This window comes from Nocardioides bigeumensis, assembly GCF_039531755.1.
Classification (GTDB): Bacteria; Actinomycetota; Actinomycetes; order Propionibacteriales; family Nocardioidaceae; genus Nocardioides; species Nocardioides bigeumensis.
The window spans coordinates 819,628-840,850 of sequence record NZ_BAAAQQ010000013.1; the positions used below are offsets into that span (position 1 = coordinate 819,628).

Annotated in this window: 28 protein-coding genes; 13 read left to right on the plus strand and 15 right to left on the minus strand. The window is 71.2% G+C overall.

All coding sequences use genetic code 11. The features are described 5' to 3' along the window. Window positions 1-21: 21 nt before the first annotated feature. Complete coding sequence (locus ABD295_RS18120) at window positions 22-807, minus strand: oxidoreductase (protein WP_344305217.1); 786 nt, start codon at window positions 805-807, stop codon at window positions 22-24. Between the two features lie 59 nt (window positions 808-866). Between ABD295_RS18120 and ABD295_RS18125 the strand changes: the two genes are divergently transcribed. The 4 genes from ABD295_RS18125 to ABD295_RS18140 all read left to right on the plus strand — a co-directional run bounded on the left by ABD295_RS18125 (window position 867) and on the right by ABD295_RS18140 (window position 6,015). Further along, window positions 867-1,706, plus strand: a complete 840-nt coding sequence (locus ABD295_RS18125) for a class I SAM-dependent methyltransferase (RefSeq protein ID WP_344305218.1) — start codon at window positions 867-869, stop codon at window positions 1,704-1,706. Window positions 1,707-2,122: 416 nt separating this feature from the next. Continuing rightward, entirely contained in the window at window positions 2,123-4,132 is a 2,010-nt protein-coding gene (acs, locus tag ABD295_RS18130; RefSeq protein WP_344305219.1) for an acetate--CoA ligase, read from the plus strand. Between the two features lie 28 nt (window positions 4,133-4,160). Then, entirely contained in the window at window positions 4,161-5,498 is a 1,338-nt protein-coding gene (locus ABD295_RS18135) for a hypothetical protein (protein ID WP_344305220.1), read from the plus strand. 112 nt (window positions 5,499-5,610) lie between these two features. Further along, window positions 5,611-6,015, plus strand: coding sequence for a phage holin family protein (locus tag ABD295_RS18140; protein ID WP_344305221.1), 405 nt, complete (start codon window positions 5,611-5,613; stop codon window positions 6,013-6,015). Between the two features lie 4 nt (window positions 6,016-6,019). Here the strand turns inward: ABD295_RS18140 and ABD295_RS18145 are convergent, their stop codons facing one another. Genes ABD295_RS18145 through nth form a run of 4 tightly spaced genes read right to left on the minus strand, consistent with a single transcriptional unit; the run spans window position 6,020 to window position 9,178 of the window. Further along, entirely contained in the window at window positions 6,020-7,198 is a 1,179-nt protein-coding gene (locus tag ABD295_RS18145) for a MarP family serine protease (RefSeq protein WP_344305222.1), read from the minus strand. A gap of 23 nt (window positions 7,199-7,221) precedes the next feature. Further along, window positions 7,222-7,938: an NUDIX hydrolase gene (locus ABD295_RS18150; protein ID WP_344305223.1), complete on the minus strand. Its 717-nt coding sequence runs from the start codon at window positions 7,936-7,938 to the stop codon at window positions 7,222-7,224. After that, window positions 7,935-8,435: a TlpA family protein disulfide reductase gene (locus ABD295_RS18155; protein ID WP_344305224.1), complete on the minus strand. Its 501-nt coding sequence runs from the start codon at window positions 8,433-8,435 to the stop codon at window positions 7,935-7,937. Before ABD295_RS18155 ends, ABD295_RS18150 begins: the two co-directional genes overlap by 4 nt. Then, window positions 8,432-9,178, minus strand: a complete 747-nt coding sequence (gene nth / locus ABD295_RS18160; RefSeq protein ID WP_425574121.1) for an endonuclease III — start codon at window positions 9,176-9,178, stop codon at window positions 8,432-8,434. Before nth ends, ABD295_RS18155 begins: the two co-directional genes overlap by 4 nt. A gap of 124 nt (window positions 9,179-9,302) precedes the next feature. Between nth and ABD295_RS18165 the strand changes: the two genes are divergently transcribed. Together ABD295_RS18165 and ABD295_RS18170 are read left to right on the plus strand one after the other, a co-directional pair. Then, entirely contained in the window at window positions 9,303-9,980 is a 678-nt protein-coding gene (locus ABD295_RS18165; protein WP_344305225.1) for a Crp/Fnr family transcriptional regulator, read from the plus strand. Window positions 9,981-10,103: 123 nt separating this feature from the next. Next, window positions 10,104-10,928 carry a DUF559 domain-containing protein gene (locus tag ABD295_RS18170; protein ID WP_344305226.1) on the plus strand — a complete coding sequence of 275 codons (825 nt, stop codon included), beginning with the start codon at window positions 10,104-10,106 and terminating at the stop codon, window positions 10,926-10,928. A gap of 89 nt (window positions 10,929-11,017) precedes the next feature. Here ABD295_RS18170 and ABD295_RS18175 read toward each other — a convergent pair whose 3' ends face one another. The 6 genes from ABD295_RS18175 to ABD295_RS18200 are packed head-to-tail and all read right to left on the minus strand — an operon-like array spanning window position 11,018 to window position 14,270. After that, a complete protein-coding gene (locus ABD295_RS18175) occupies window positions 11,018-11,863 on the minus strand; it encodes an MBL fold metallo-hydrolase (protein ID WP_344305227.1) in 846 nt (281 codons plus the stop codon). After that, window positions 11,860-12,726 carry an NUDIX hydrolase gene (locus ABD295_RS18180; RefSeq protein WP_344305228.1) on the minus strand — a complete coding sequence of 289 codons (867 nt, stop codon included), beginning with the start codon at window positions 12,724-12,726 and terminating at the stop codon, window positions 11,860-11,862. Before ABD295_RS18180 ends, ABD295_RS18175 begins: the two co-directional genes overlap by 4 nt. Beyond that, entirely contained in the window at window positions 12,723-13,181 is a 459-nt protein-coding gene (locus tag ABD295_RS18185; RefSeq protein ID WP_344305229.1) for a RidA family protein, read from the minus strand. Before ABD295_RS18185 ends, ABD295_RS18180 begins: the two co-directional genes overlap by 4 nt. Before the next feature lie 3 nt (window positions 13,182-13,184). After that, window positions 13,185-13,343, minus strand: a complete 159-nt coding sequence (gene sp36 / locus ABD295_RS18190; protein WP_167880347.1) for a Sp36 family protein — start codon at window positions 13,341-13,343, stop codon at window positions 13,185-13,187. A 9-nt stretch (window positions 13,344-13,352) separates the two neighbouring features. Next, on the minus strand, window positions 13,353-13,970 hold the full coding sequence (locus tag ABD295_RS18195) for a YdeI/OmpD-associated family protein (protein ID WP_344305230.1): 618 nt from the start codon (window positions 13,968-13,970) through the stop codon (window positions 13,353-13,355). 42 nt (window positions 13,971-14,012) lie between these two features. Continuing rightward, on the minus strand, window positions 14,013-14,270 hold the full coding sequence (locus tag ABD295_RS18200; RefSeq protein WP_344305473.1) for an Ig-like domain repeat protein: 258 nt from the start codon (window positions 14,268-14,270) through the stop codon (window positions 14,013-14,015). On the opposite strand from ABD295_RS18200, the gene ABD295_RS18205 reads away from it, so the two are divergent. Beyond that, complete coding sequence (locus ABD295_RS18205; RefSeq protein ID WP_344305231.1) at window positions 14,191-14,592, plus strand: hypothetical protein; 402 nt, start codon at window positions 14,191-14,193, stop codon at window positions 14,590-14,592. The genes ABD295_RS18200 and ABD295_RS18205 overlap by 80 nt on opposite strands. Here the strand turns inward: ABD295_RS18205 and ABD295_RS18210 are convergent. Next, complete coding sequence (locus tag ABD295_RS18210) at window positions 14,555-14,959, minus strand: hypothetical protein (RefSeq protein WP_344305232.1); 405 nt, start codon at window positions 14,957-14,959, stop codon at window positions 14,555-14,557. The genes ABD295_RS18205 and ABD295_RS18210 overlap by 38 nt on opposite strands. An 84-nt stretch (window positions 14,960-15,043) precedes the next feature. Between ABD295_RS18210 and ABD295_RS18215 the strand changes: the two genes are divergently transcribed. The 5 genes from ABD295_RS18215 to ABD295_RS18235 are packed head-to-tail and all read left to right on the plus strand — an operon-like array spanning window position 15,044 to window position 18,917. Next, window positions 15,044-16,756, plus strand: coding sequence for a sensor histidine kinase (locus tag ABD295_RS18215; RefSeq protein ID WP_344305233.1), 1,713 nt, complete (start codon window positions 15,044-15,046; stop codon window positions 16,754-16,756). Continuing rightward, complete coding sequence (locus ABD295_RS18220) at window positions 16,753-17,403, plus strand: response regulator (protein WP_344305234.1); 651 nt, start codon at window positions 16,753-16,755, stop codon at window positions 17,401-17,403. Before ABD295_RS18215 ends, ABD295_RS18220 begins: the two co-directional genes overlap by 4 nt. 32 nt (window positions 17,404-17,435) lie before the next feature. Then, window positions 17,436-18,179: a phosphotransferase enzyme family protein gene (locus ABD295_RS18225; RefSeq protein ID WP_344305235.1), complete on the plus strand. Its 744-nt coding sequence runs from the start codon at window positions 17,436-17,438 to the stop codon at window positions 18,177-18,179. A 55-nt stretch (window positions 18,180-18,234) separates the two neighbouring features. Then, window positions 18,235-18,366: a hypothetical protein gene (locus ABD295_RS18230; protein ID WP_344305236.1), complete on the plus strand. Its 132-nt coding sequence runs from the start codon at window positions 18,235-18,237 to the stop codon at window positions 18,364-18,366. Beyond that, a complete protein-coding gene (locus ABD295_RS18235; protein WP_344305237.1) occupies window positions 18,363-18,917 on the plus strand; it encodes a P-loop NTPase family protein in 555 nt (184 codons plus the stop codon). The genes ABD295_RS18230 and ABD295_RS18235 overlap by 4 nt, the downstream gene beginning before the upstream one ends. 30 nt (window positions 18,918-18,947) lie before the next feature. On the opposite strand, the gene ABD295_RS18240 is transcribed toward ABD295_RS18235, so the two are convergent. Beyond that, window positions 18,948-19,388: a hypothetical protein gene (locus tag ABD295_RS18240; RefSeq protein WP_344305238.1), complete on the minus strand. Its 441-nt coding sequence runs from the start codon at window positions 19,386-19,388 to the stop codon at window positions 18,948-18,950. Next, the gene (locus tag ABD295_RS18245) at window positions 19,376-19,999 is read right to left on the minus strand and encodes a hypothetical protein (protein WP_344305239.1); all 624 of its coding nucleotides are present in this window, start codon (window positions 19,997-19,999) and stop codon (window positions 19,376-19,378) included. The genes ABD295_RS18240 and ABD295_RS18245 overlap by 13 nt, the downstream gene beginning before the upstream one ends. 132 nt (window positions 20,000-20,131) lie before the next feature. On the opposite strand from ABD295_RS18245, the gene ABD295_RS18250 reads away from it, so the two are divergent. Then, a complete protein-coding gene (locus tag ABD295_RS18250; protein ID WP_344305240.1) occupies window positions 20,132-20,527 on the plus strand; it encodes a low affinity iron permease family protein in 396 nt (131 codons plus the stop codon). 15 nt (window positions 20,528-20,542) lie between these two features. On the opposite strand, the gene ABD295_RS18255 is transcribed toward ABD295_RS18250, so the two are convergent. After that, window positions 20,543-21,223: a 3-oxoacid CoA-transferase subunit B gene (locus ABD295_RS18255; protein ID WP_344305241.1), complete on the minus strand. Its 681-nt coding sequence runs from the start codon at window positions 21,221-21,223 to the stop codon at window positions 20,543-20,545.

Below are 21,223 nucleotides of genomic sequence, written 5' to 3' on the forward strand. Positions count from 1 at the left end.
CACGCCTGGTAGCCATCGGCGTCACGTGTCAGCGGCGGCATCCGGATCCCCTGCGAATCGGATGCCGTCCGCATGTCCGCTCCCGGACAGCACCGGGCTGAGCTCGGCGCTCAACGTGTAGGCCTCCGCCGTGTAGAGCAGCCACGCATGCACCCCGGCCGGCCCGCCGTCGCGGTAGCCGCGCAGGTTCGACTCGTACGCCGCCCGCAGCGACAGGTGCGCGGCCTCCGGGACGACCAGCGACTTCTCGTCCACGCCTCGCGCCACGAGCACCAGCCGCTCGGCGGACCGCGCCACGATCCCCTCGTGGCTGCCGAACGCCCCCGACGTCGCGAGCTCGGCGTGCACCACGGCGGCGACGAGGAGCGCCGGGCCCGCAGCAGGGTCCGCGAGCAGGGAGCCGAGCGACTGCAGGCGCTCGGCGCCGGCCGCGTCGGCCGGGCGTCCCGCAAGCTCGACGGCGCCGGTCGCCGCGGCCAGCGCGTGCAGCCGGGCCAGCGCCTGGAGCGGCTGCCTGCGCAGCATCGGCGCGAGCGAGAGCAGGTGGGTCGAGACCCTGAGGGCGTCCTGCGCGACCGCGTCACCGGCGCCGGACCGCACCTCCTCCAGCGTGGAGGCCGACCCGGCCAGCACCGCGTTCGCGTGCGCGCCCCGCAGCAGCGACTCCGCGGTCGTCCCCGGGGTGGTCCGGCGGAGCCCGCGGTCACGCAGGACCACGTCGATCCCGTCGCGCGCGGCGGCGTACCCCGACCCGACGCCCTCGAGGGCGGCGAGGCGGCCGAGCGGGCCGTCAGGTCGTGAGGTCACCGGCACAGGTTAGGCGGACTGATCGGACGACGTCCGATCGACAGGTAGCGTGCGAGGTCATGGACGAGCAGGAGCCGACCCAGGGTCAGCGCTGGGCGAATTCGTTCGGTGCCGTGGCGGCGGCGTACGAACGCGGCCGGCCCACCTACCCCGCCGACGCGGTGCGCTGGCTGGTCGGTCGCGAGGCGGCGACCGTGCTGGAGCTCGGTGCCGGCACCGGAAAGCTGACGGCCGAGCTGGTCGCGCAGGGGCACGACGTCTTGGCGACCGAGCCCGACGAGCAGATGCTGGAACGCCTGGAGGCCAACGTGAGAGGCGCGCGGACCGCCCTGGCCTCGGCGGAGGACCTCCCTGCCGGCGACCGCTCGGTCGATGTCGTGATCGCGGCGCAGGCGTTCCACTGGTTCGACCACGAGGTCGCGCTGCCCGAGATCGCCCGGGTGCTCAAGCCGGGCGGCGCCCTCGCCCTCGTCTGGAACCACCGCGACGACAGGATCCCCTGGGTACGCCGGCTCGGCGACCTCATCGGCACCCAGGAGCAGCTCTCCGAGCCGGCCGGGGTGATCGCGGACTCCGGCTGCTTCGAACCCACGGAGCACAAGACGTTCAAGCACTGGCAGGAGATCAACCGCGACTCCCTCGTCGACCTGGTGCTGTCCCGGTCCAACGTGTCGACGTTGCCCGACGACGAGCGCGAGGCGAAGCTGGCGGCGGTCCTCGAGTTCTACGACGACTTCGGGCGGGGGTACGACGGCATGCAGCTGCCCTACGTCACGCACTGCTTCCGCGCGCCGGTCGTGGACCGGCTGGCCGGACGAACCGACGGCGACGACCTCGAGGAGTCGGGGCCGCCGACCGACGGCGGCGACAGCGACGTGCTGCTGATCGACTTCAGGTGAGACGGGCGGGCGACGCACCGGGTCTCGTGACTTTGGTTGCTGCGCAACCTCCTCGACCACCGGCCGAAATGAGAATCGCCGCCGCGGTGAGTTCGAGCCTCACCACGACGACGATCTGTTGGAGTTAGCCCCCCGGCGCTCTCAACTGCCTGTCGGCGGGTCAACTATAGGTTTGCCGCCGAACGCTCTGCGTGCTGGTCTAGATCAGTTTCTGTAAAGAATCCGCCATTCGGCTGCGATCGCCGGCAAAACCGGAGCCAGCGGTCGCGCGAGCCAGGGCCGCACCCCCTTGGGGAGGGAGGAGCGGCCGTTCGGTCGGGCTAGCGTGGCCCCCATACGGGCAACCTTCGGACAACCTGGCCGCGATAGGTTCGAAGGACAGCCCGTCCTCGAGTCGTACGCCCCCAGGAGCACGCATGCCTGACAGCGAGACCCTCTCCAACCTGATGAGCGAGAACCGGAGGTTCGAGCCCCCGGCCGAGCTCGCGGCCGACGCCAACGTCAAGGCCGAGGCCTACGACCGGGCGGCGGCCGACCGGCTGGCGTTCTGGGCCGAGGCGGCCGAGCGTCTCGACTGGGGCCAGAAGTGGGACGAGGTGCTCGACTGGTCCGACCCGCCCTTCGCGAAGTGGTTCGTGGGCGGCACCCTCAACGCCGCGGTCAACTGCGTCGACCGGCACGTCGCCGCCGGCGACGGCGACAAGGTCGCGCTGCACTGGGTGGGTGAGCCGGAGGGTGACACCCGCGACCTGACCTACGCCGACCTCAAGGACGAGGTGTGCCGGGCCGCCAACGCGCTCACCGAGCTCGGGGTGCGCAAGGGCGACCGGGTCGCGATCTACATGCCGATGATCCCGGAGACCGTGGTCGCCATGCTTGCGTGCGCGCGGCTCGGCGCGCCGCACACCGTGGTCTTCGGAGGCTTCTCGGCCGACGCGCTGGCCACGCGCATCGCCGACTGCCAGGCCAAGGTCGTCGTCACCGCCGACGGCGGCTACCGCCGCGGCAACCCCTCGGCGCTCAAGCCCGCCGTCGACGAAGCCTGCGAGAAGGCCGCGGAGAACGGGCAGACCGTCGAGAAGGTGCTCGTGGTCCGGCGTACCGGCCAGGACCTGGGCGAGTCGGGCTGGGACGACGACCGCGACGTGTGGTGGCACGACGTCGTCGCCTCCGCGTCCTCCGAGCACGAGGCCGAGCAGCACGACAGCGAGCACCCGCTGTACGTCATGTACACCTCGGGGACCACCGGCAAGCCCAAGGGCATCCTGCACACGACCGGCGGCTACCTCACGGGCACGGCCTACACCCACTGGAGCGTCTTCGACCTCAAGCCCGGGACCGACGTCTACTGGTGCACCGCCGACGTGGGGTGGGTGACGGGGCACTCCTACCTGGTCTACGGGCCGCTGGCCAACGGCGCGACGCAGGTGATGTACGAAGGCACGCCCGACAGCCCGCACAAGGGCCGCTGGTGGGAGATCGTCGAGAAGTACGGCGTCACCATCTTCTACACCGCGCCGACCGCGATCCGGACGTTCATGAAGTGGGGCGACGAGCACCCCGGGAAGTTCGACCTGTCGTCGATCCGCGTGCTGGGCTCGGTGGGCGAGCCGATCAACCCGGAGGCCTACATCTGGTACCGCGAGACGATCGGCGCAGGGAAGGTCCCCGTCGTCGACACCTGGTGGCAGACCGAGACCGGCCAGATCATGATCTCACCGCTGCCGGGCGTGACCGCCGGAAAGCCGGGGTCGGCGATGAAGGCGCTGCCGGGCGTCTCGGCCGACGTGGTGACCGAGGCGGGCGAGTCGGTGCCCAACGGGTCGGGCGGCTACCTCGTGCTCACCGAGCCGTGGCCGGCGATGCTCCGCACGCTGTGGGGCGACGACGAGAGGTTCAAGGAGACCTACTGGGCCAAGTACGCCGAACAGGGCTTCTACTTCGCCGGCGACGGCGCCAAGAAGGACGACGACGGCGACCTCTGGATGCTCGGCCGCGTGGACGACGTCATGAACGTCTCGGGCCACCGCCTGTCCACGACCGAGATCGAGTCGGCCCTTGTCTCGCACCCCAAGGTCGCCGAGGCGGCCGTCGTGGGCGCCACCGACGACATGACCGGTCAGGCCGTCGTCGCGTTCGTGATCCTGCGCGAGTCCGCCGTCGAGGAGGCGGACGAGGAGGGCGAGGGCGAGGAGCTCGTCCAGGAGCTGCGCCAGCACGTCGCCAAGGAGATCGGCGCGATCGCCAAGCCGCGGCAGATCATGATCGTGCCCGAGCTGCCCAAGACGCGGTCGGGCAAGATCATGCGACGCCTCCTGCGCGACGTCGCCGAGCACCGCGAGGTCGGCGACGTCACCACCCTTGCCGACTCGACGGTGATGGACCTGATCAAGCAGAAGGAAGGCACGGGGGCGTCGGACGACTGAGCCGCCCTGAGCCCACTACCCTCGCTCCGTGGCCCACACACGGTCCGGGGGGACCCGGGCGCTGATCCTGTCGGGCCTTGTCCTCGGCATGCTCGTGCCGCCGCCCGCGTCCGGTGCCGTTGAGGTCTGTCTCGGCAGTGAGGCCACGATCACCGCCGTCGCCAACACCTCGGTCCGCGGCACAGAGGGCGACGACGTGATCGTCGTGCCCCGTGGTTCGACCGGAGGGGTCGACGCCCTCGGCGGGAGCGACGTGATCTGCCTGGTCGACGGTCCGGCAGCCCCTGGTCCCGTCGGTGACGTGACCACGTTCGTCGTGTTCGGCGGCCCCGGTGACGACACGATCGTCAACCTGGTGACCCACCCCTACAGCTCGCTCACGATCCTGCCTGGCAGCGGCCGGGACGTGGTGCACGGCGGCGCCGAGGGCGAGCTCGTCAACGCCGGTGACCCCTCGGGAGGACCGGACGGCGACGTCGAGGCCGACGAGCTGCGGCTGGGTGGCGGCGACGACTCGCTCATCACCGGTGCGCGCGGGTACCCCAACCCCGACGTCGTCGACCTCGGTCCCGGCGACGACTCGGTCGTGTACGCCGGCACCGGCACCGCTCCGGGCGGGCTGCTCGACGGCGGCACGGGTGTCGACGTGCTGCGGCCGTCTTCGCTGGACCTCGTCGACCCGCCCGCGGAGCCGGTGGCACCCGGGCGGGTGACGTTCGACAACCGCGCGGGACGGTCGTGGGTCGACGGCGCGGCGTACCTCCAGTGGACGGGGTTCGAGGAGTTCGAGCTCCACGAGTTCCGCAAGAGCCGGCTGCGCTTCACCGGGTCGTCGGTGGACGAGACCCTCTGGCTGGGTGAGGGCCGTCAACGTGTCGACCTCGGCGGTGGCGACGACGTGGTGTCCAACTCGGGACGGCTGTTCCCGAGCGGCCGGGTGCTGGGTGGGCCCGGCGACGACACGCTGCGGGTCTCGGTCTGGGACACGGCGGAGGTCGATCTGCGCGCCCGGCTGCGGACGACCTACCGCCACCGCAAGGTCAACGCTCAGGTGCGCGGGTTCGAGGTCGCCGAGGTCAGCGCCACGGTCGCTCAGGTGCGCGGCACGAACCGCCCCGAGACGATCCGGGTCGCGGCGTACCGCTCCTCTGTGTCGGCAGGTGGTGGCCGTGACGTCGTCGAGCTGTCGCTGCGGATGATCGTCCGGCAGGGCAAGCGTCGCTCGCTCGCCCGCGGCGGCCCGGGCAGTGACCGCCTGGTCGGCACCAATCGCGACGACGTGCTGCTCGGTGGTGCGGGCCGCGACACGGCCCTCGGGGGCGGGGGCCGCGACCGCTGCGACGCCGAGGTGCGCCGCAGCTGCTAGGGCGCCTCTTTTCGGCTTGCCCGGCTCACCTGGGGTGCGAGCCTGTCCCTGGTGGGTACGACGGTAGGGTCGGCCTGGTCGAACTGGCCCGCCAGGCGCAGGAAGGACGAGCATGCCCATCGAACCGGTCAAGGACACCGATCCGACGATCGGACGTCTCGTCACCGACGCGACCCGTGACATCTCCTCCCTGATCAACAAGGAGATCCAGCTCGCCAAGTCCGAGCTCAAGATCAGCGTCAAGGCCGGCGGCGCCGGTCTCGGGCTCTTCGCCGCGGCGGGCTTCCTCGTCCTGCTGGCGATCATCATGTTCTCGATCGCCCTGGCCTTCTTCATCCACTGGAACGGCTCCGGCCTCGACCTGCACTGGGCCTTCCTCATCGTCTTCGGCTTCTACCTCCTGGTCGCCGCCCTGCTCGGGTTCGTCGGCTACCGCAAGGTCCGGCAGGTGCGCCCGCCGGAGCGCGCCATCGAGCAGGCGCAGGAGACCAAGCGGGCGCTGAGCAAGCGCGGCTGACGCGTCAGGACACGCACTCGCCGGTGTCGACCGGGTCGCTGCTGGTCAGCCCGATCGCGGCGCTCTCCGCGATCTGGTCGGACGTGAGGGCGTAGCCGGTCTCGGCGTCGGTCACGGACGCCGCGAACACCATGCCGAGCACGTCGCCGCCCGACGACACGACCGGCCCACCCGAGTTGCCGGGGCGGATCTCACCGCGCAGCGAGTAGACCTCGCGCAGCACCGAGCCGTCGCCGTAGATGTCGGGCGAGCGCAGCCGCTGCACCGACCGGATCCGGCCGGTCCCGACGTCGTAGGGCCCGTCCTGGGGGTAGCCGAGGATCGCCAACCCCTGCTTGGGCTCGGCGGTCTCGCGGTCGATGCGCAGCACCGGCCGATCCCCGTCGTCGAGGGCGAGCACGGCCACGTCCAGCTGGGAGTCGTAGAGGACCACGCGCGCCTCGACGGTGCTGTCGTCGATGATCACCTCCGGCCGGTCGACACCCGCGACGACGTGGGCATTGGTGAGGAGCCGGTCGTCGGCGTAGAGGAAGCCGCTGCCCTCGACCCCGCGCCCGCAGCTGTTGGTGCTGCGCACCTTGAGCACGCTGGCCTCCGCGGCCTCGACGTCGGGGTCGGTGAGCAGGCGCTGCGGGCCGGGCGAGACCTCGACGATCCGCTCGGGCGCGAACGGCTCGAGGTAGCGGGGGAAGAACGTCGTCCCGACCACGTTGTCGAACGCCCGCAGCAGCTGGGCCGAGCCGTTGGGCAGGGAGGCGTCCACCCGGGCCAGCACGGCGGACTCGCGCACCAACGGGGTCACGCCGCCCAGCCGCGAGCCCGAGATCGCCACCCCCAGGGCCCAGGCCACCAGCAGCACCGCGAGAGCGCTCAGCACCGCGCCGCCCACCGCGTCGACGGCCCGGATCGGCTGCCAGGTGATCGAGTCGCGGATGCGCGCGCCGGCGTACTGCAGGAGCGCCTGGCCGATGCTCGCCGAGACGATCACGATGAACAGCGCACCGAGAGAGACCCACAGCGACGGGTCTGCGTCACCCAGCGCCAGCGGCGCCAGCCAGATGCCGAACAGGCCGCCCAGCAGCAGGCCGGCGGTCGCGAACGCGCCCGTCACGAAACCTTGCCAGTAGCCCGACAACGCGTAGGCGAGAACCACCAGGACCAGCAACCAGTCCAAGAGGTTCATTCGGGTCCTCGGGTGTGCGCGGGTCAGGTCTCGGGGGCGGGACGGGGCGGCGGCAGGGGGCGGTCCACACCTTGCAGCATGTAGGCCGGGACGTCACGCACCTCGCTGGCGTCCCACTGCCTGGTCCAGCCCAGGAAGTCGAAGAGGCGGGTGATGATCCCGGCAGTGAAGCCCCAGAGGACGACGTCCTTGTCGGGTCCGATCATGAAGGCGGGCGTGGTCCACTCGCCGCGCGGCGAGCGGACCGTGAAGCGGTGGGCGGGATCGAGCAGCTCCTCGATCGGCGCGACGATCACGGCGTGCACCTCGTCCGGGTCGACCACGTCGACGGGGGTCGGCTCGTGCCACCAGCCGAGCACCGTGGTCACCGCGAAGTTGCTGGGCGGCAGCCACAGCTCGGGCAGCTCGGCGAACACGTGGACGCCGGTCGGGTCGAGACCGGTCTCCTCCCACGCCTCACGCAGGGCGGCCTCCACGTGGGTCTCGTCGCCGTCGACCGAACCGCCGGGGAACGACACCTGGCCGGGGTGGGACCGCATGTGGTGGGCGCGCTCGGTGAGCAGGAGGTAGCCCTCCTCCCGGGTCTCACCGCCGAAGAGCATCAGGACGGCGCCACGGCGCGCGTCACTGCCGGGCGGCGGCACGAAGCGGGACAGCTCACCCGCCGAGATCCCGGCCGCCCCGTCGGCGACCGGCCGCAGCCAGCCGGGCAGCCCGGGCACTGCGGCCGGCTCGCTCACAGGTCGGTCCCGAGGTGCTCGTTGACGGACGCCTCGATCTCGTCGACGGACTCGAACGCCTGGTAGGCGATGTAGGCGACCTCGCCGTCCTCGTCGACGTACACCTGGATGGGGAGCGCCTGGACGTGGGGCAGGGGCTCGGCGCCGTTGAGGTCGCCGACCTCGTCGAGCAGCAGCCGGTAGGTCACCCCGGTCTCGGCGACGAGGTCCTCCGCGCTGCCGAGATTGGTCTCCTGGAAGTCGATGCCGACCACGGCGACCTCGTCGCCGTGCTTCTGGTGGAACTGCTCGAGGAGCGGCATCTCGTGCCGGCAGCTCGTGCACCACGAGGCCCAGAGGTTGACCAGCATCGGACCCTCGAGGCTGCGCAGCCCGACCGTCTTGTCGCCGTCGACCTCGGGCAGCGCGAGGTCGGGCAGCGGCTGCCGGTCGCCGGTCATCGTGCACCCGGAGAGCAGCAGGCTCCCCGTCGCCACCGCCGCGACGACTGCTCTCACGCGCGGCCCTCCGTGCGCAGCAGCTTGGCGGCCTCGACCGGGTCGGTCGGCCCCTCGCCGTACGCCGGGCACCACCGTGCCACCGGGCAGGCACCGCACGCGGGCTTCTGGGCGTGGCAGCAGCGGCGGCCGTGCCAGATCAGGTGGTGGCTGAGCATGACCCAGTCCTTCTTGGGGAACAACGCCCCCACGGCGTGCTCGGCCTTGACCGGGTCGGTCTCGTCGGTGAAGCCGAACCGTCGGCTCAACCGGCCGAAGTGCGTGTCGACGGTGATGCCGGGGATGCCGAAGGCGTTGCCCAGCACCACGTTGGCGGTCTTGCGGCCGACTCCCGGCAGGGTGACCAGCTGGTCGAGGGTGCGCGGCACCTCGCCGTCGTAGCGCTCGACCAGCGCGGCGCTCAGCTTGAGCAGCGCCTCGGTCTTGGCCCGGAAGAAACCGAGCGGGCCGATGATGCCCTCGAGCGAGGCGCGGTCGGCGGCCGCCAGCGCGGCGGGGGTGGGGTACGCCGAGAACAGGGTCGGACGGACCGCGTTGACCCGCTTGTCGGTCGTCTGCGCGCTCAGCACGGTGACGACCAGGAGCTGGAAGGCGTCGTCGAAGTCGAGCTCGCACCTGGCGTCGGGGTAGGTCTCCCCCAGGACGCGGTCGATCTTGCGGGCCCGGCGCACGAGGGTCGTGGGGGGTGCGACGGGTGCCGGTGCTGCCTTCTTGGGGGCAGTCTGGGCGGCTTTCCTGGGCACGGTGCCAGCGTACGGGCCGCCCCCGACGTACCCCCTCGTCGCCAGGAACGAAGTCCGGTGACCTGTGATCCAAACCACTGGCTAAGATCAGCGCGACGATCATCGAAGATGTGGAGGATCCGGCGTGGACACCACCGTTCTCCGTCAGGCGACGCTCTTCAGCGCCCTCGACGACGAGGCCGCGACCGCGCTTGGCGCCTCGATGGGCGAGGCCAGGCTGCGCCGCGGCGAGGTGCTCTTCCACGAGGGCGACTCCGGAGACAAGCTCTACATCGTCACCGAGGGCAAGGTGAAGCTCGGCCGCACCTCCTCCGACGGCCGTGAGAACCTCCTGGCGATCCTCGGTCCCGGTCAGATGTTCGGCGAGCTCTCGCTCTTCGACCCCGGCCCCCGGTCGGCGACCGTCACCGCCGTCACCGACACCGTCTTCGCCTCGCTCTCCCACGAGGACCTCTTGCGCTGGCTCGAGGGCCGCCCCACCGTCGCGCGCGGGCTGCTCGCCCAGATCGCCGGTCGGCTCCGCAAGGCCAACGACGTCAACGCCGACCTGGTCTTCTCCGACGTGCCCGGCCGGGTCGCCAAGGCCCTGCTCGACCTAGCCGACCGCTTCGGCCGCACCGCCGACGACGGGGTGCACGTGCACCACGACCTCACCCAGGAAGAGCTCGCCCAGCTCGTCGGCGCCTCTCGCGAGACCGTCAACAAGGCGCTGGCCGACTTCGCCTCGCGCGGCTGGCTGCGGCTGGAGCCGCGGTCCGTCGTGATCATGGACGTCGAGAGACTGGCCCGCCGAGCTCGCTGACTTGGCCCTCGCGGCCCCTCGACTTGGCCCTCGCGGCCCCTCGACTTGGCCCTCGCGGCACTGTTGTCCACAGGCCGCAGACGTCACGGTGTAGAACCGCTCCGCCGGGGTCAGAAGCAGGGCATGTACGCGCTGCCCTCGACACCCTTCACGGCCGCGACCTCCGGGCTGACCCGCAAGCAGCTGAGGCGCGCGGTCGCCATGCGCGAGGTGCGGCGTCCCCTTCGGGGCGTCTACCTCGCCGCGTCCGTCGAGCTCAGCGAGCTGGTCAGGGCGTGGATCCACGGGGTCGACTGCCTGCGGTACGCCGAGCTCGACGCGATGCCTCCGATCGAGAGCTGCGTGCTTCCCGGGCGCGAGCCGACGCAGCGCGTCGAGGTCCTCGGCCGCACCCGGGACCTGCGGCCGGAGGACATGATGACCGTCGGCGGCGTCCGGGTCACGACGCCGCTGAGGACGGCGGCGGACCTCCTGTGCGCGCTGCCGCGCCGGGAGGCGTTGGCGGCTGCCGACGCCCTGGCCCGTCTGCACGGCTTCGACGCCGCCGACCTCAACCGGCTGCTGGTCCGCTACTTCCGACGTCGCGGGGTGGTGCAGGCGCGCGAGCTCGCCGGTCTCGTCGACGCGCGCTCGGAGTCGTCGGGCGAGTCGTGGGCCCGGCTCGAGATCATCGACCGAAACCTCCCCGCGCCGGTCCCGCAGCACTGGGTGCTGGTCGACGGCGTCGCGACGTACCGTCTGGACCTGGCCTATCCAAGAGCCCGGATCGCGATCGAGTACGACGGCGAGGCCCACCACAGCTCGACAGAGGACCGAGCCCGGGACGCCGCGAGGCGAGCCTGGCTTCGCGCCCGGGGGTGGACGATCATCGTGCTCACGAAGGCCTCCTTCTCGGAGGCGGCGGCCAACGCCTGGACCCGTCAGCTGCGCCAGCTCCTCGTCGGCTGATCTAGGCCGGGACAAGTGCCAGCGGACGGGGCCCGGAGGGCCAACTCGAAAGGCCCGGAGGGCCAACTCGAAAGGCCCGGGGAGCCAACTCAACCACGCAGGTAGTCGAGCTGGGCTCGGACCGACAGCTCGGCGGCGCCCCAGAGGACCGGGTCGACGTCGGCGTACACGAGCTCGACGACGGCGCGCGGCAGGTCCTCCGGGTGGTGGGCGGGATCTGCCGGGACGTCGAGCGTGCGGAGCGCCTCGCGCACCTGCTCGAGCCGCTGACGGCGGTGCGCGAGGTAGTGGTCGAGGACGGCGAGGGCGTCGCCCAGCACCGGGCCGTGGCCCGGCCAGACCACGTCGACCTCGTGGGCCTCGGCCAGCGCGTGGAGACGGTCGAGGGAGTCGAGGTAGGCGCCGAGCTTGCCGTCGGGGTGGGCGACCACGGTGGTGCCGCGGCCGAGGACCGTGTCGCCGGTGAGCACCGCGCGGTCCGGGGCGTCGGCGCGCACCACGAACGACAACGAGTCGGCGGTGTGCCCCGGCGTCCCCACCACCGCCAGCTCCAGGCCGTCGACCGCGACCACGTCGCCGTCGTGAAGACCCTCGGTGCCGAGCCGGTACGCCGGGTCGAGGGCCCGCACGCCGCAGCCGACGAGCTCGGCGAAGCGTCGCGCCCCCTCGGAGTGGTCGAGGTGGTGGTGGGTCAGCAGTACCGTGGCCACGTGCCCGGGGCCACCGGCCGCCTCGGCGACCGCAGCCAGGTGGGCCTCCGACGACGGGCCGGGGTCGACCACGACCGAACGCACTGCATCGACGGGGCCGGGCGCGCGCAGCACCCAGGTGTTGGTGCCGTCGAGCGTCATCGGGCCGGCGTTGTCGGCGAGCACGCAGGTGGCGACCGTGCCGAACGTGCCCCCGGTCCAGGCGTCCCCGCTCGTGCTGGTCATGCTTGCTGCCGGGCCGCCAGGCGGGCGTCGTACTCCGGCGGCGTCGAGAGGTACGGCGCCTCCCCGTCGACCAGCGTCGGCATGAACATCTCGACCACCCGGTCGTGGGAGGAGTCGAGCACGGCTCGGGGCTCGGGGTGGGTCGAGAGGTCGAGGAGGGTGAGGTACGTCGGTGGCATCAACCCGATGGTGCCGGCGTCGCTGAGGTCCAAGGCCCGGTCGGGGGTCAGCCAGGTGACTTCGTCGGACTCGCTCGACACGTCGCGGGTGCGTTGCCCGGCAGGGAGCTCGGCCACGAAGAACCAGGTGCGGAACCGCCGCGGCTCGAACTCCGGCGTCGTCCAGGCGCTCCACGCCCCGAGGAGGTCGGTGCGCAGGACGAGGCCCCGTCCGGCGAGGAAGTCGGTCAGCGACAGCTCGCGCGACTCCAGGGCGACCCGGTCGGCCTCCCAGTCGTCACCGGTGGTGTCGGCGACGACCGCGTCTGGCGACGGCCCGGCGAGCAGCACGCCGGACTCCTCGAAGGTCTCGCGCACCGCGGCACAGACGAGGGCGCCGGCCATCGACGCGTCGGCGCCGAGCCGCTGCGCCCACTCGTCGCGAGACGGTCCCGCCCAGGCCACCGAGGCGTCGAAGTCACGAGCGTCGACACCGCCCCCGGGAAAGACGCACATGCCGCCGGCGAAGGCCATCGAGGTCTGCCGGCGCAAGAGGTAGACCTGCGGCCCGTCCTGGCCGGGCCGTAGGAGCACCACGGTCGCGGCGTCCCGCGGCTCGGCGGGCTCCCGCCGCCCGGCGGCGTACTCACGCGCCTTGGCGACCAGACCCGGCGGCAGCGGCGGGCGCACGGGACGGGACGTCAAACGGCGACGATCAGCTCGACCTCGACGGGCGCGTCGAGCGGCAGCGCTGCGACCCCCACCGCCGACCGGGCGTGCACGCCGGCGTCGCCGAACACCTCACCGAGGAACTCCGAGGCGCCGTTGGCGATCTTGGGCTGCCCCGTGAAGTCGGGAGTGGAGGCGACGAAGACGACGACCTTGACGATGCGCTTGATGTCGGAGAGCTCACCGACCTGCGTCTTGATGGCGGCCAGGGCGTTGAGGGCGCACTGCCGGGCGGCGGCGTACCCGTCTTCCTCCGACACGGCCCCGCCGACCTTGCCCGGCGTCATCAGCTGGCCGTCCTTCATGGGCAGCTGACCGGACGTGAACACGCGGTCGCCGTCACGCACGGCGGGCTGGTAGACCGCCACCGGCGGCACCACGTCGGGGACGGTGATGCCGAGCTCGGCCAGCTTGTCTTCAGGGGACGTCATCTCTCAGCCCTCCAGGGGACGCTTGAAGTAACCGACCAGGTTCTCCGGGTTCATGCCCGGCGCGATCTGCACCAGCTCCCACCCGTCGGAGCCGAAGTTGTCGAGGATCTGCTTCGCAGCGTGCGTCAGGATCGGCGCCGTCAGGTACTCCCACTTGGTCATGGACCGACCTTAGTGGGCGTCGCCGAGCGCCGGTCGAGGGTGACCGGCCTTCTGCGGGTGCGGCGTCTCGCCACGCGCCAGCATGGCGACCATCTCGGCGATCTTGCGGGCCCGGCTCTCCGCGCGCTTCATGCTCTCGACACGGTGGATCACCGCGAACCGGTTGGCGCTCGTGAGCACGTCGTACATGGCCTGGGCGTCGGGCTCCGCCGCGATCGCCGCGGCGAGGTCGTCGGGTGCCTGCCGGGTCGCCGGCCCGGCGTACGCCGCGTCCCAGCGGCCGTCGGCGCGAGCGGCCTCGACGGCGGCCCGGCCCGCTTCGGTCATCCGGCCCTGCTCCTCGAGCTTCGCGACCAGCGCGACGTTGCGCAGGGACCACGCGCCCTTGGGGCGTCGCGGCGTGACGCGCACGGTGTAGCTGCCCTCGTCGCGCTTGCCTGCCTGCCCGTCGATCCAGCCGAAGCACAGCAGCTCCTCGACGGCGCTCGCCCAGGTCACGGTGGTGTCCGCGCCGCCCTTCTTGGTCAGCACCAGGCGTACGCCGGGCGACGTCGCGTGGTGCTCCTCGAGCCACGCCCGCAGTCCAGCGGGGTCGGCCACGAGGAGCTCGGGAAGCTCGATCGCCATGCGCGCGACGTTAGCCGCCAGCGCCGACACGACCGCAGGTGCTCACTTCTTGACGACCACCTGCGCGTTCGCCGAGGAGCCCTCGGTGGTCGCGTTGCCCTGGTAGCTGCTCGTGAGCGTGTACGTACCGGCCTTGAGCCCGTTGACCGGGACGATGGCGACACCGAGGACCAGGGTGACCGTCGTCGTGGTCGACCCGTAGGTCACCGTCACCTTGCCGGTGGCCGGCAGCCCCGACTCCGTGGTGACCGCGATGAGGGCGCTCCAGGGCTTCGACGGCTTGACGGTCGTGGGTGCCAGGAGTGTGGTGCGTGACGCCTGGCGGACGCTGAGCTGGCGGCTCGGTGACGTCGACCCGACCTGGTTGGCGGTCGACGGCTCGAAGGCCGTCGGTGGCGTGTCCGTCGTCGTGACCAGGAGCCAGGTCGCCTTCCGGCACCGCAGGGGCTTCGCCTACGTCTGGCGCCCGGGACAGTACGTCGACAACGACGCTCCCGCAGTGCTGTCCATCGCTTTGCCGCACGCGCCTGGCTCGCGGAGGCGTACGCGACTGCGAGATGACAGACGCCGGTGCACCGTGTCCATCACGCCAGTGAGGTTCGCGTCAAGCGCTGGCGGTTGAGGGCAACGGCGACAGCCAGCGCGACGAGCGCGACGACCCACAGGTTGAGCTCAGCCCACACCCAGTGCCGGTCCGGGGCCGACGACGCCAAGGCTGCGACTGTCGCGTCGACGACGAGAGTGGCGGCGATCCCCACGACGAAGGCACACACCCCCGCAGCGAGGCGCAGCCAGATGTTTGCGCGGCCGGTGACGGCGACGCCGAGGGCGACGACCGCAACGACGAAGAAGACGAGACCGGCGAAGAAGAACGGCCCTTCGAGCGCGCTCTTGCCGAGACCGCCGGCGATTCCGATGGCGACAGCCTTGGCCGTCCAGGTGCTGGCGGCGGCGACCGCGGCCACCAGTGCGATGTGTCGAGATTTCATGCTCCAACGATGGCGATCCGTCGGGCGGAGTGCGTCCCTCTCGAGAGTGACGTGCGACGACTTCTCGGCCTCTAGTCTCGATGCATGCCCCGCTCGGCTGTCGCGATCGCGCTCCTGTTGACGGCAGTTCTGGCACCCGTTGCCGCGGTGGCCCGCGGGTGGGACTGGTACGTCGGCGGCCCGTTGATGGTGCTGCTGCCGGTCATCGGCGGGTACGCAGCCGGCGCTTGGCTGCCAAGGAGATGGTCCGTGGCCGGCGTTGTCGGAGCCGCCGCGATCCTCGTCGCGGTCAATCAGGCTCGTGGCGACCTCTACCACTGGATCGACGACATGGTCTTCTTCCTCGTCGTCGTCGGTGGGCCTGCGGCAGCCGGGGCGGCGGTGACCAGGCGAGCGCGTCAGGTACGCCGGTTGCGGCGACTGCAGGCTGAGCTGGAGGAGCTCGAACGAATCGACGTGGCGGCGGCCCGGCTCGACGAGCAGAGCAGGGTCATCGCAGAGGTCCACGCCGGGATCGCCGAGCAGATCGCGGCGATCGCGATCCGCGCCGAGGGAGCGCGGCGGGCGGCGGACGTCACCGCCTTGGCGGCCATCGAGAGTGAAGCGCGTTCCGTCCTCGACCGTCTGCGGGACGCGCTCGGCTCCATGCGTGCCTCCGACGCACCGCCCCCGACCCCGTCGGCGGTCCCAGCGCGCCCAGCACTCGGACCGACCGTGCTCGACGTGCTGGTTCCCGCGGGTCTGGGCATCGCGATGGCGGTCGAGACAACGGTCAGCTCGGACGCACGCGGCCCCGCGTGGGCCAACGCCCTGGCCGCGCTGGCGGTGGCGGCCCCGCTGGTTGCGCGTCGGAGTCACCCGATCGCGGCGACCGCCGCCTCGGCGGCCGCCGGAGTCGTGCTGAGCGCCTTCCTCACGCCGGTCCCTGCGACGGTCACCGGCGTCGCGCTGCTCACCGTCATGTTGTACGGCGTCGGCGCGTGGTGCCGTCGCTGGTGGTGGATCCTCGGCTGGGTGATCGGCGCATCGGGAACGGTGGCGATGGAGTGGGTCTCGGGCCCGAGCTCCGAGGCCGCGGGTGGGGACGACGAGTGGATCATCCTGTTCTGGACCGTGGGAGCCGTCGCCGTCGGGCGCATCACCGCAGGCTGGCAGGAGCGCGTGCGACAGACCGAGGACGTGGTCGCTGCGCTCGAGTCGGGTCGCGGCGCCGCCGTACGGCTCGCGGTGGCGCGGGAGCGTGAAGCCCTTGCCAGCGAGCTGCACGACACGGTGGCTCACGCGATGACGGTCGTGTGCCTGCAGGCCGGGGCACAGCAGCGGGTCGGCGGCAGGCAGGACGAGGCGCTGCAGGTGGTGGCCACCGTGGCCGAGAGGAGTCTGGTCGAGCTGCGCGAGGGACTGGAAGCCATGGAGAGTGCGGAGAATCCGCTCGACCGGTCGCGCATAGCGGCACTGGGCAGGCGGGTCGGCGTTGATCTCCACGTCAGCGCCGACGAGGCAGGATCGGGCCCGGCGGCCGCTCTCGCGCACCGGGTCATCCGGGAAGCCATCGTCAATGTCGCCCGGCACGCACCCGGAGCGTCGGCGTCCGTGCGCGTCCACCGAAGCGGGAACGACCTGTCCATCGAGGTCGTCGACGACGGCACTTCCGAGGGAGCGACCCTGACGGGGACCGGCACGGGCTTGCGAGGGCTCGCCGAGACCCTCGAGACCACGGGAGGCAAGCTCGAATGGGGGCAGCGGGAGGCAGGCGGCTTCCGGGTCGCCGCGCTCATCCCTCAGGAGCGGCGATGACGTCGATACTGCTGGCCGACGACCAAGAGCTGGTCCGCACCGGCCTGCGCATGATCTTGGAGGCCGAGGAGGACTTCCAGGTGGTGGGAGAGGCGGCGGACGGGCACGAGGCAGTGGAGCTTGCCCGCGCGCTGCGACCACAGGTCGTGCTGATGGACATCCGCATGCCCGGCCTCGACGGCATCGAAGCGACCCGGCGGATCGCCGCGAGCCAAGGAGATCCGCGCATCGTCATGCTGACGACGTTCGACCGGTCGCAGCTGGTGTACGACTCCCTGACCGCCGGCGCGAGCGGGTTCCTGCTCAAGGACGCACCGAGTCAGCAGCTCGTCGCCGGCGTGCGAGCCATCGCCCGCGGTGAAGAGCTGCTCGCACCGAGCATCACGCGGCGCCTGATCGAGGAGTTCACGCGGGCGGGCCGTAGCGGACCGCCGCGCGGCTACGAGTCGCTCACCGACCGCGAGGCAGAGGTGCTTGTCCTCGTCGCTCGGGGAAGGTCCAACGCCGAGATCGCCGAGGAGCTCTTCGTCAGCGTCCAGACGGTCAAGACCCACGTCGCCCGCGTGCTCGCCAAGCTGGGGCTGCGTGACCGCGTCCAGGCCGTCGTGCTGGCCTACGAGCACGGTTTGGTCCGCCCGCGCGAGTAGCCGGGCGAGGGTCGCCCCGGCGCTCTGCGACGATGTCGCGCGTGGGCTGGGAGTCGCTGGACCGGTGGGGCGACGACGTCGTCCGCGTCGAACCGCTCGTCGGCGGAAGCGCGAACGACGTGTGGAGCGTGCGCCTCGACGGGCGTCTCGTGGTCGCCCGTTCGGGATCCAGGAGCGACGCCGATCTCCATTGGGAGACCGAGCTCCTGCGCCACCTCGACCGGGAGGGTCTGCCGGTGCCGGTGCCGATCCCCACCTCGGACGGGCGGCTCTTCGCTGACGGCCTGGTGGTGATGACGTACGTCGAGGGCGAGCCGCCGACCACGGAGAGCGACTGGAGGCGCGTGGCCGACACGCTTCGCCGGCTGCACACGCTGACCCAGGGCTGGCCGCAACGGCCGGGCTGGCGATCGTCGACCGACCTGCTGCACACCACGACCGGGACGAAGGTCGCCCTCGACGCGATGCCGCCCGAGGCGGTGGCCCGCTGCCGGGCGGCGTGGGCACGTCTCGTCGGACGCCAGACCTGCGTGGTGCACGGCAATCCCGCCAACCCCGGCAACGTCCTGGTGACCGCAGACCGCGTCACGATGATCGACTGGGACGAGGCCCACGTCGACGTGCCCGACCTCGACCTGGCCCTTCCCCACAACGCCGCCGGCCTCGACGACGACGCGCACGACGTCGCCGCGCAAGCAGCAGCCGCTTGGGAAGCCGCCGTGTGCTGGAAGGACGAGTACGCCGTGCGGCGGCTGGCCGAGGTCCGAGCGGTCTGAGCCGCACCGGATGCCGGGGCTGTGCTGTTGTCCGTCCGGCTGGGACACTCGCTCCATGTCGTTGACCGTCGTCGGCGCCGGCCTCGGACGCACCGGGACGAGCTCGCTCCAAGACGCACTCGGCATCCCCGTCCCCGACATCGCGTTCCCGCATGCGAACACTTATGAGGACTTCCAGAAGACATGAAGCGAATCTCCGTCGTGGGCAGCTCGGGCTCCGGCAAGACGGAAGTCGCTCGCCGGTTGGCGAAGGCCCTTGATGCCCCCTACGTCGAGCTCGACGCCCTCTTCTGGGGACCAGGCTGGACTCCGGCGACAGGCGCCGAGCTCTCGGAGAAGATCAACGCCGCGACCGTCGGCGACACCTGGGTCGTTGACGGCAACTACTGGAGCAAGGTCGGGCCTCAGGTCTGGACCAAGGCCGATACGGTCGTCTGGGTGAGCCCGCAGCGCTGGCTGGCGATCTGGCAGTCCCTGACGCGCACTGTGCGGCGGGCGGCGACCGGGCAAGAGCTGTGGAACGGCAACCGAGAGAGCTGGGGCAGTCTCATGTTCTGGCGCGGCGAGAAGTCGATCCTGTGGTGGGCATGGACAACCCATCGGCGGACCCAGGAGCGGTACGCCGCGGCCATGTCGGACCCGAAGTGGAACCACCTCACGTTCCACCGCCTTCGAGCTCGCCGAGAGATCGAGCTCTTCTTCGCCAACCTCGGCCCGCTCGATCACGACGACGGCTGAGCCGACGCCCTGAGTCCGGCCGCGGGGCGTCTAGGCCTCTTGCTGGAGACCCCTGCGGCGGACGTGCACAGGCCCGATCGCGGCGGCCACGACCACGAGGACCAGGAGGGCGATCCCGACGGCAGGCGAGAACGCTCCGGTCTGGACGCAGCCCGAGTCAGTCGCGAGTTCCGGACCACCCCCCTGGCCGAAGGACGAGGTGTAGCAGTAGCCGCTGGACTCGCGCGTGATCAGCCATGCCCCGACGAAGGCGCCGAACCAACCGCCTGGGAACACGAGTGTCCCGATCACCTTGTCGCGTCGCGTGAGCACCGGATCGGACCAAAGCAGCCCCACGCCATGGAGCCAGCCCACTAGCGGGATCAGTGATCCCAGGCTCAGCCAACGGGCGATCGCACGCACCTCTCGTGCGCGGTCCGCCTGTCGCGCCGCCGCGTCGTCGGTCGCCGCGGCCCGAGTCACATGCTGCAACTGACACTCCTGCTGTAGAGGCCGGTCGCCCCGCCGCGGACCTGCATGCACTTGGAGATCCCACCGATCCAGAAGCTCCAACTGTGGGTGGTCACTCCGCGCACCTCCCAACCGACGTTGCGGGTGCTCTTGGTGTTGCCCTGATAGCTCAGACCCGAGCCCGATCCCCCGACGTTGCTGATGCTGTAGGAAGTGATCGACCCCTTGCTCCCGCACCAGTTGAGCGTCATCCACGAGTTCGCGATCGACGCGCCGTAGAGAGTCCAGTTGGTGTAGTAGTAGTGCGACCAGCAGCCGCCGGCCACGACTGCCGTGAGCGTGGCCGCCTTCGTCTTCGGAGGCTTGAGCCCCAGCTCCTGGGCCGCTGAGGGCGTAAGGGCGACGGTCCTTCCACTCTCGGTGGAGGGCGCGACAGCCTCCGCGACCATGGTCCGCACCTCCTCCTGCTCGGCGGAAGGAAGCGCCGCGAACGCGGCTTCGGGATCATCGCTGGACACGATCTCCACGACGTCGTCCTGGGTCACTTCCTCGGTGGGTGCTGAGGCCTGCGCGATCGTGGGACTGAGGACGAATGAGAGGACGAGGACGAGCAAGGCCGTGAGCCGACGCATGGGCGAGTTCTCCGATCAGGTCCGAGTGGGTCGGCGTAGGCCACAGATGGTTGAGTCAGAACCATTGCCCACCCCTCGCGAGGCGTCAAACAACTGAGCACAGCTGGACGAAATCACCCCTAAGGTCTCGTCATGGACACCCGCGACGCCGCTGACGACCGCAAGAAGTCCGACGGCCGGGGGCCGTTCGAGAAGTTCGTCGAGGCGGTGAACCAGCAGGTCAGCCGGGCGCCGTTCTTCGTCGTCTGCCTCGGCATCGTCGTCGCGTGGCTGGCGAGCTATCCGCTGTTCAGCAGCGGCAAGAACTGGCAGTACGTCATCCACACCGTCTCGAGCGTGATCTCGCTCCTGCTGCTCGTGCTCCTGGAGAACGCCGGCCGGCGCTCGCAGGAGAGCGTGCACGAGAAGCTCAACGTCCTGGCCGAGGGCATGGCCGCGCTGATGAAGTCGGAGGGCCGCGACGACCCGGCGCTTCGCGAGGCCGAGCAGAAGCTCAACGAGGCGATCGGCCTCGAGGAGCGGCACTGATCCGGGCAGACCTCCTCAGCGCAGCGGAGGCTCGGTCTTCTCGCGCACCTCGTCCTCGGTGACGCCGGGGGCGAGCTCGACCAGCTTGAGCGCACGTTCGCCGAGGGTGCCGGACGCGGCGACCTCGCCGGTCTCGGGGTCGATCACGTCGATGACGGCGAGGTCGGTGATGATCCGCTGCACCACGCGCAGGCCGGTGTAGGGGAGGTCGCACTCCTCGAGGATCTTCAGCGACCCGTCCTTGGCGACGTGCTCCATCAGCACGATCACCCGCTTGGCGCCGTGGACCAGGTCCATCGCGCCGCCCATGCCCTTCACCATCTTGCCGGGGATCATCCAGTTGGCGATGTCGCCGTTGCGCGAGACCTGCATCGCGCCGAGGATCGCGGCGTCGATCTTGCCGCCGCGGATCATCCCGAACGACGTGGCGGAGTCGAAGAACGACGCCCCCGGACGGACGGTGACCGTCTCCTTGCCGGCATTGATCAGGTCGGCGTCGACGTCGTCGTCGTAGGGGTAGGCACCGACGCCGAGGATGCCGTTCTCCGACTGCAGCACCAGCTCGACGTCGTCGGCGACGTAGTTGGGCACCAGGGTCGGCAACCCGATGCCGAGGTTGACGTAGGACCCGTCGGTCAGCTCGGACGCCGCCCGCGCGGCCATCTCTTCACGGCTCCACCCCTTCTGCTCGGGCAT

What these genes read in the sequence shown, in the direction of transcription:
- ABD295_RS18250 (WP_344305240.1), top strand. Translation starts at nt 20,132, where the DNA reads ATGGACACCCGCGACGCCGCTGACGACCGCAAGAAGTCCGACGGCCGG.
- ABD295_RS18170 (WP_344305226.1), top strand. Translation starts at nt 10,104, where the DNA reads ATGTACGCGCTGCCCTCGACACCCTTCACGGCCGCGACCTCCGGGCTG.
- ABD295_RS18185 (WP_344305229.1), bottom strand. Translation starts at nt 13,181, where the DNA reads ATGACGTCCCCTGAAGACAAGCTGGCCGAGCTCGGCATCACCGTCCCC.
- ABD295_RS18145 (WP_344305222.1), bottom strand. Translation starts at nt 7,198, where the DNA reads ATGAACCTCTTGGACTGGTTGCTGGTCCTGGTGGTTCTCGCCTACGCG.
- ABD295_RS18125 (WP_344305218.1), top strand. Translation starts at nt 867, where the DNA reads ATGGACGAGCAGGAGCCGACCCAGGGTCAGCGCTGGGCGAATTCGTTC.
- ABD295_RS18210 (WP_344305232.1), bottom strand. Translation starts at nt 14,959, where the DNA reads ATGAAATCTCGACACATCGCACTGGTGGCCGCGGTCGCCGCCGCCAGC.
- acs (WP_344305219.1), top strand. Translation starts at nt 2,123, where the DNA reads ATGCCTGACAGCGAGACCCTCTCCAACCTGATGAGCGAGAACCGGAGG.
- ABD295_RS18255 (WP_344305241.1), bottom strand. Translation starts at nt 21,223, where the DNA reads ATGCCCGAGCAGAAGGGGTGGAGCCGTGAAGAGATGGCCGCGCGGGCG.
- ABD295_RS18235 (WP_344305237.1), top strand. Translation starts at nt 18,363, where the DNA reads ATGAAGCGAATCTCCGTCGTGGGCAGCTCGGGCTCCGGCAAGACGGAA.
- ABD295_RS18195 (WP_344305230.1), bottom strand. Translation starts at nt 13,970, where the DNA reads ATGGCGATCGAGCTTCCCGAGCTCCTCGTGGCCGACCCCGCTGGACTG.
- sp36 (WP_167880347.1), bottom strand. Translation starts at nt 13,343, where the DNA reads ATGACCAAGTGGGAGTACCTGACGGCGCCGATCCTGACGCACGCTGCG.
- ABD295_RS18220 (WP_344305234.1), top strand. Translation starts at nt 16,753, where the DNA reads ATGACGTCGATACTGCTGGCCGACGACCAAGAGCTGGTCCGCACCGGC.
- ABD295_RS18245 (WP_344305239.1), bottom strand. Translation starts at nt 19,999, where the DNA reads ATGCGTCGGCTCACGGCCTTGCTCGTCCTCGTCCTCTCATTCGTCCTC.
- ABD295_RS18215 (WP_344305233.1), top strand. Translation starts at nt 15,044, where the DNA reads ATGCCCCGCTCGGCTGTCGCGATCGCGCTCCTGTTGACGGCAGTTCTG.
- ABD295_RS18175 (WP_344305227.1), bottom strand. Translation starts at nt 11,863, where the DNA reads ATGACCAGCACGAGCGGGGACGCCTGGACCGGGGGCACGTTCGGCACG.
- ABD295_RS18140 (WP_344305221.1), top strand. Translation starts at nt 5,611, where the DNA reads ATGCCCATCGAACCGGTCAAGGACACCGATCCGACGATCGGACGTCTC.
- ABD295_RS18230 (WP_344305236.1), top strand. Translation starts at nt 18,235, where the DNA reads ATGTCGTTGACCGTCGTCGGCGCCGGCCTCGGACGCACCGGGACGAGC.
- ABD295_RS18225 (WP_344305235.1), top strand. Translation starts at nt 17,436, where the DNA reads ATGTCGCGCGTGGGCTGGGAGTCGCTGGACCGGTGGGGCGACGACGTC.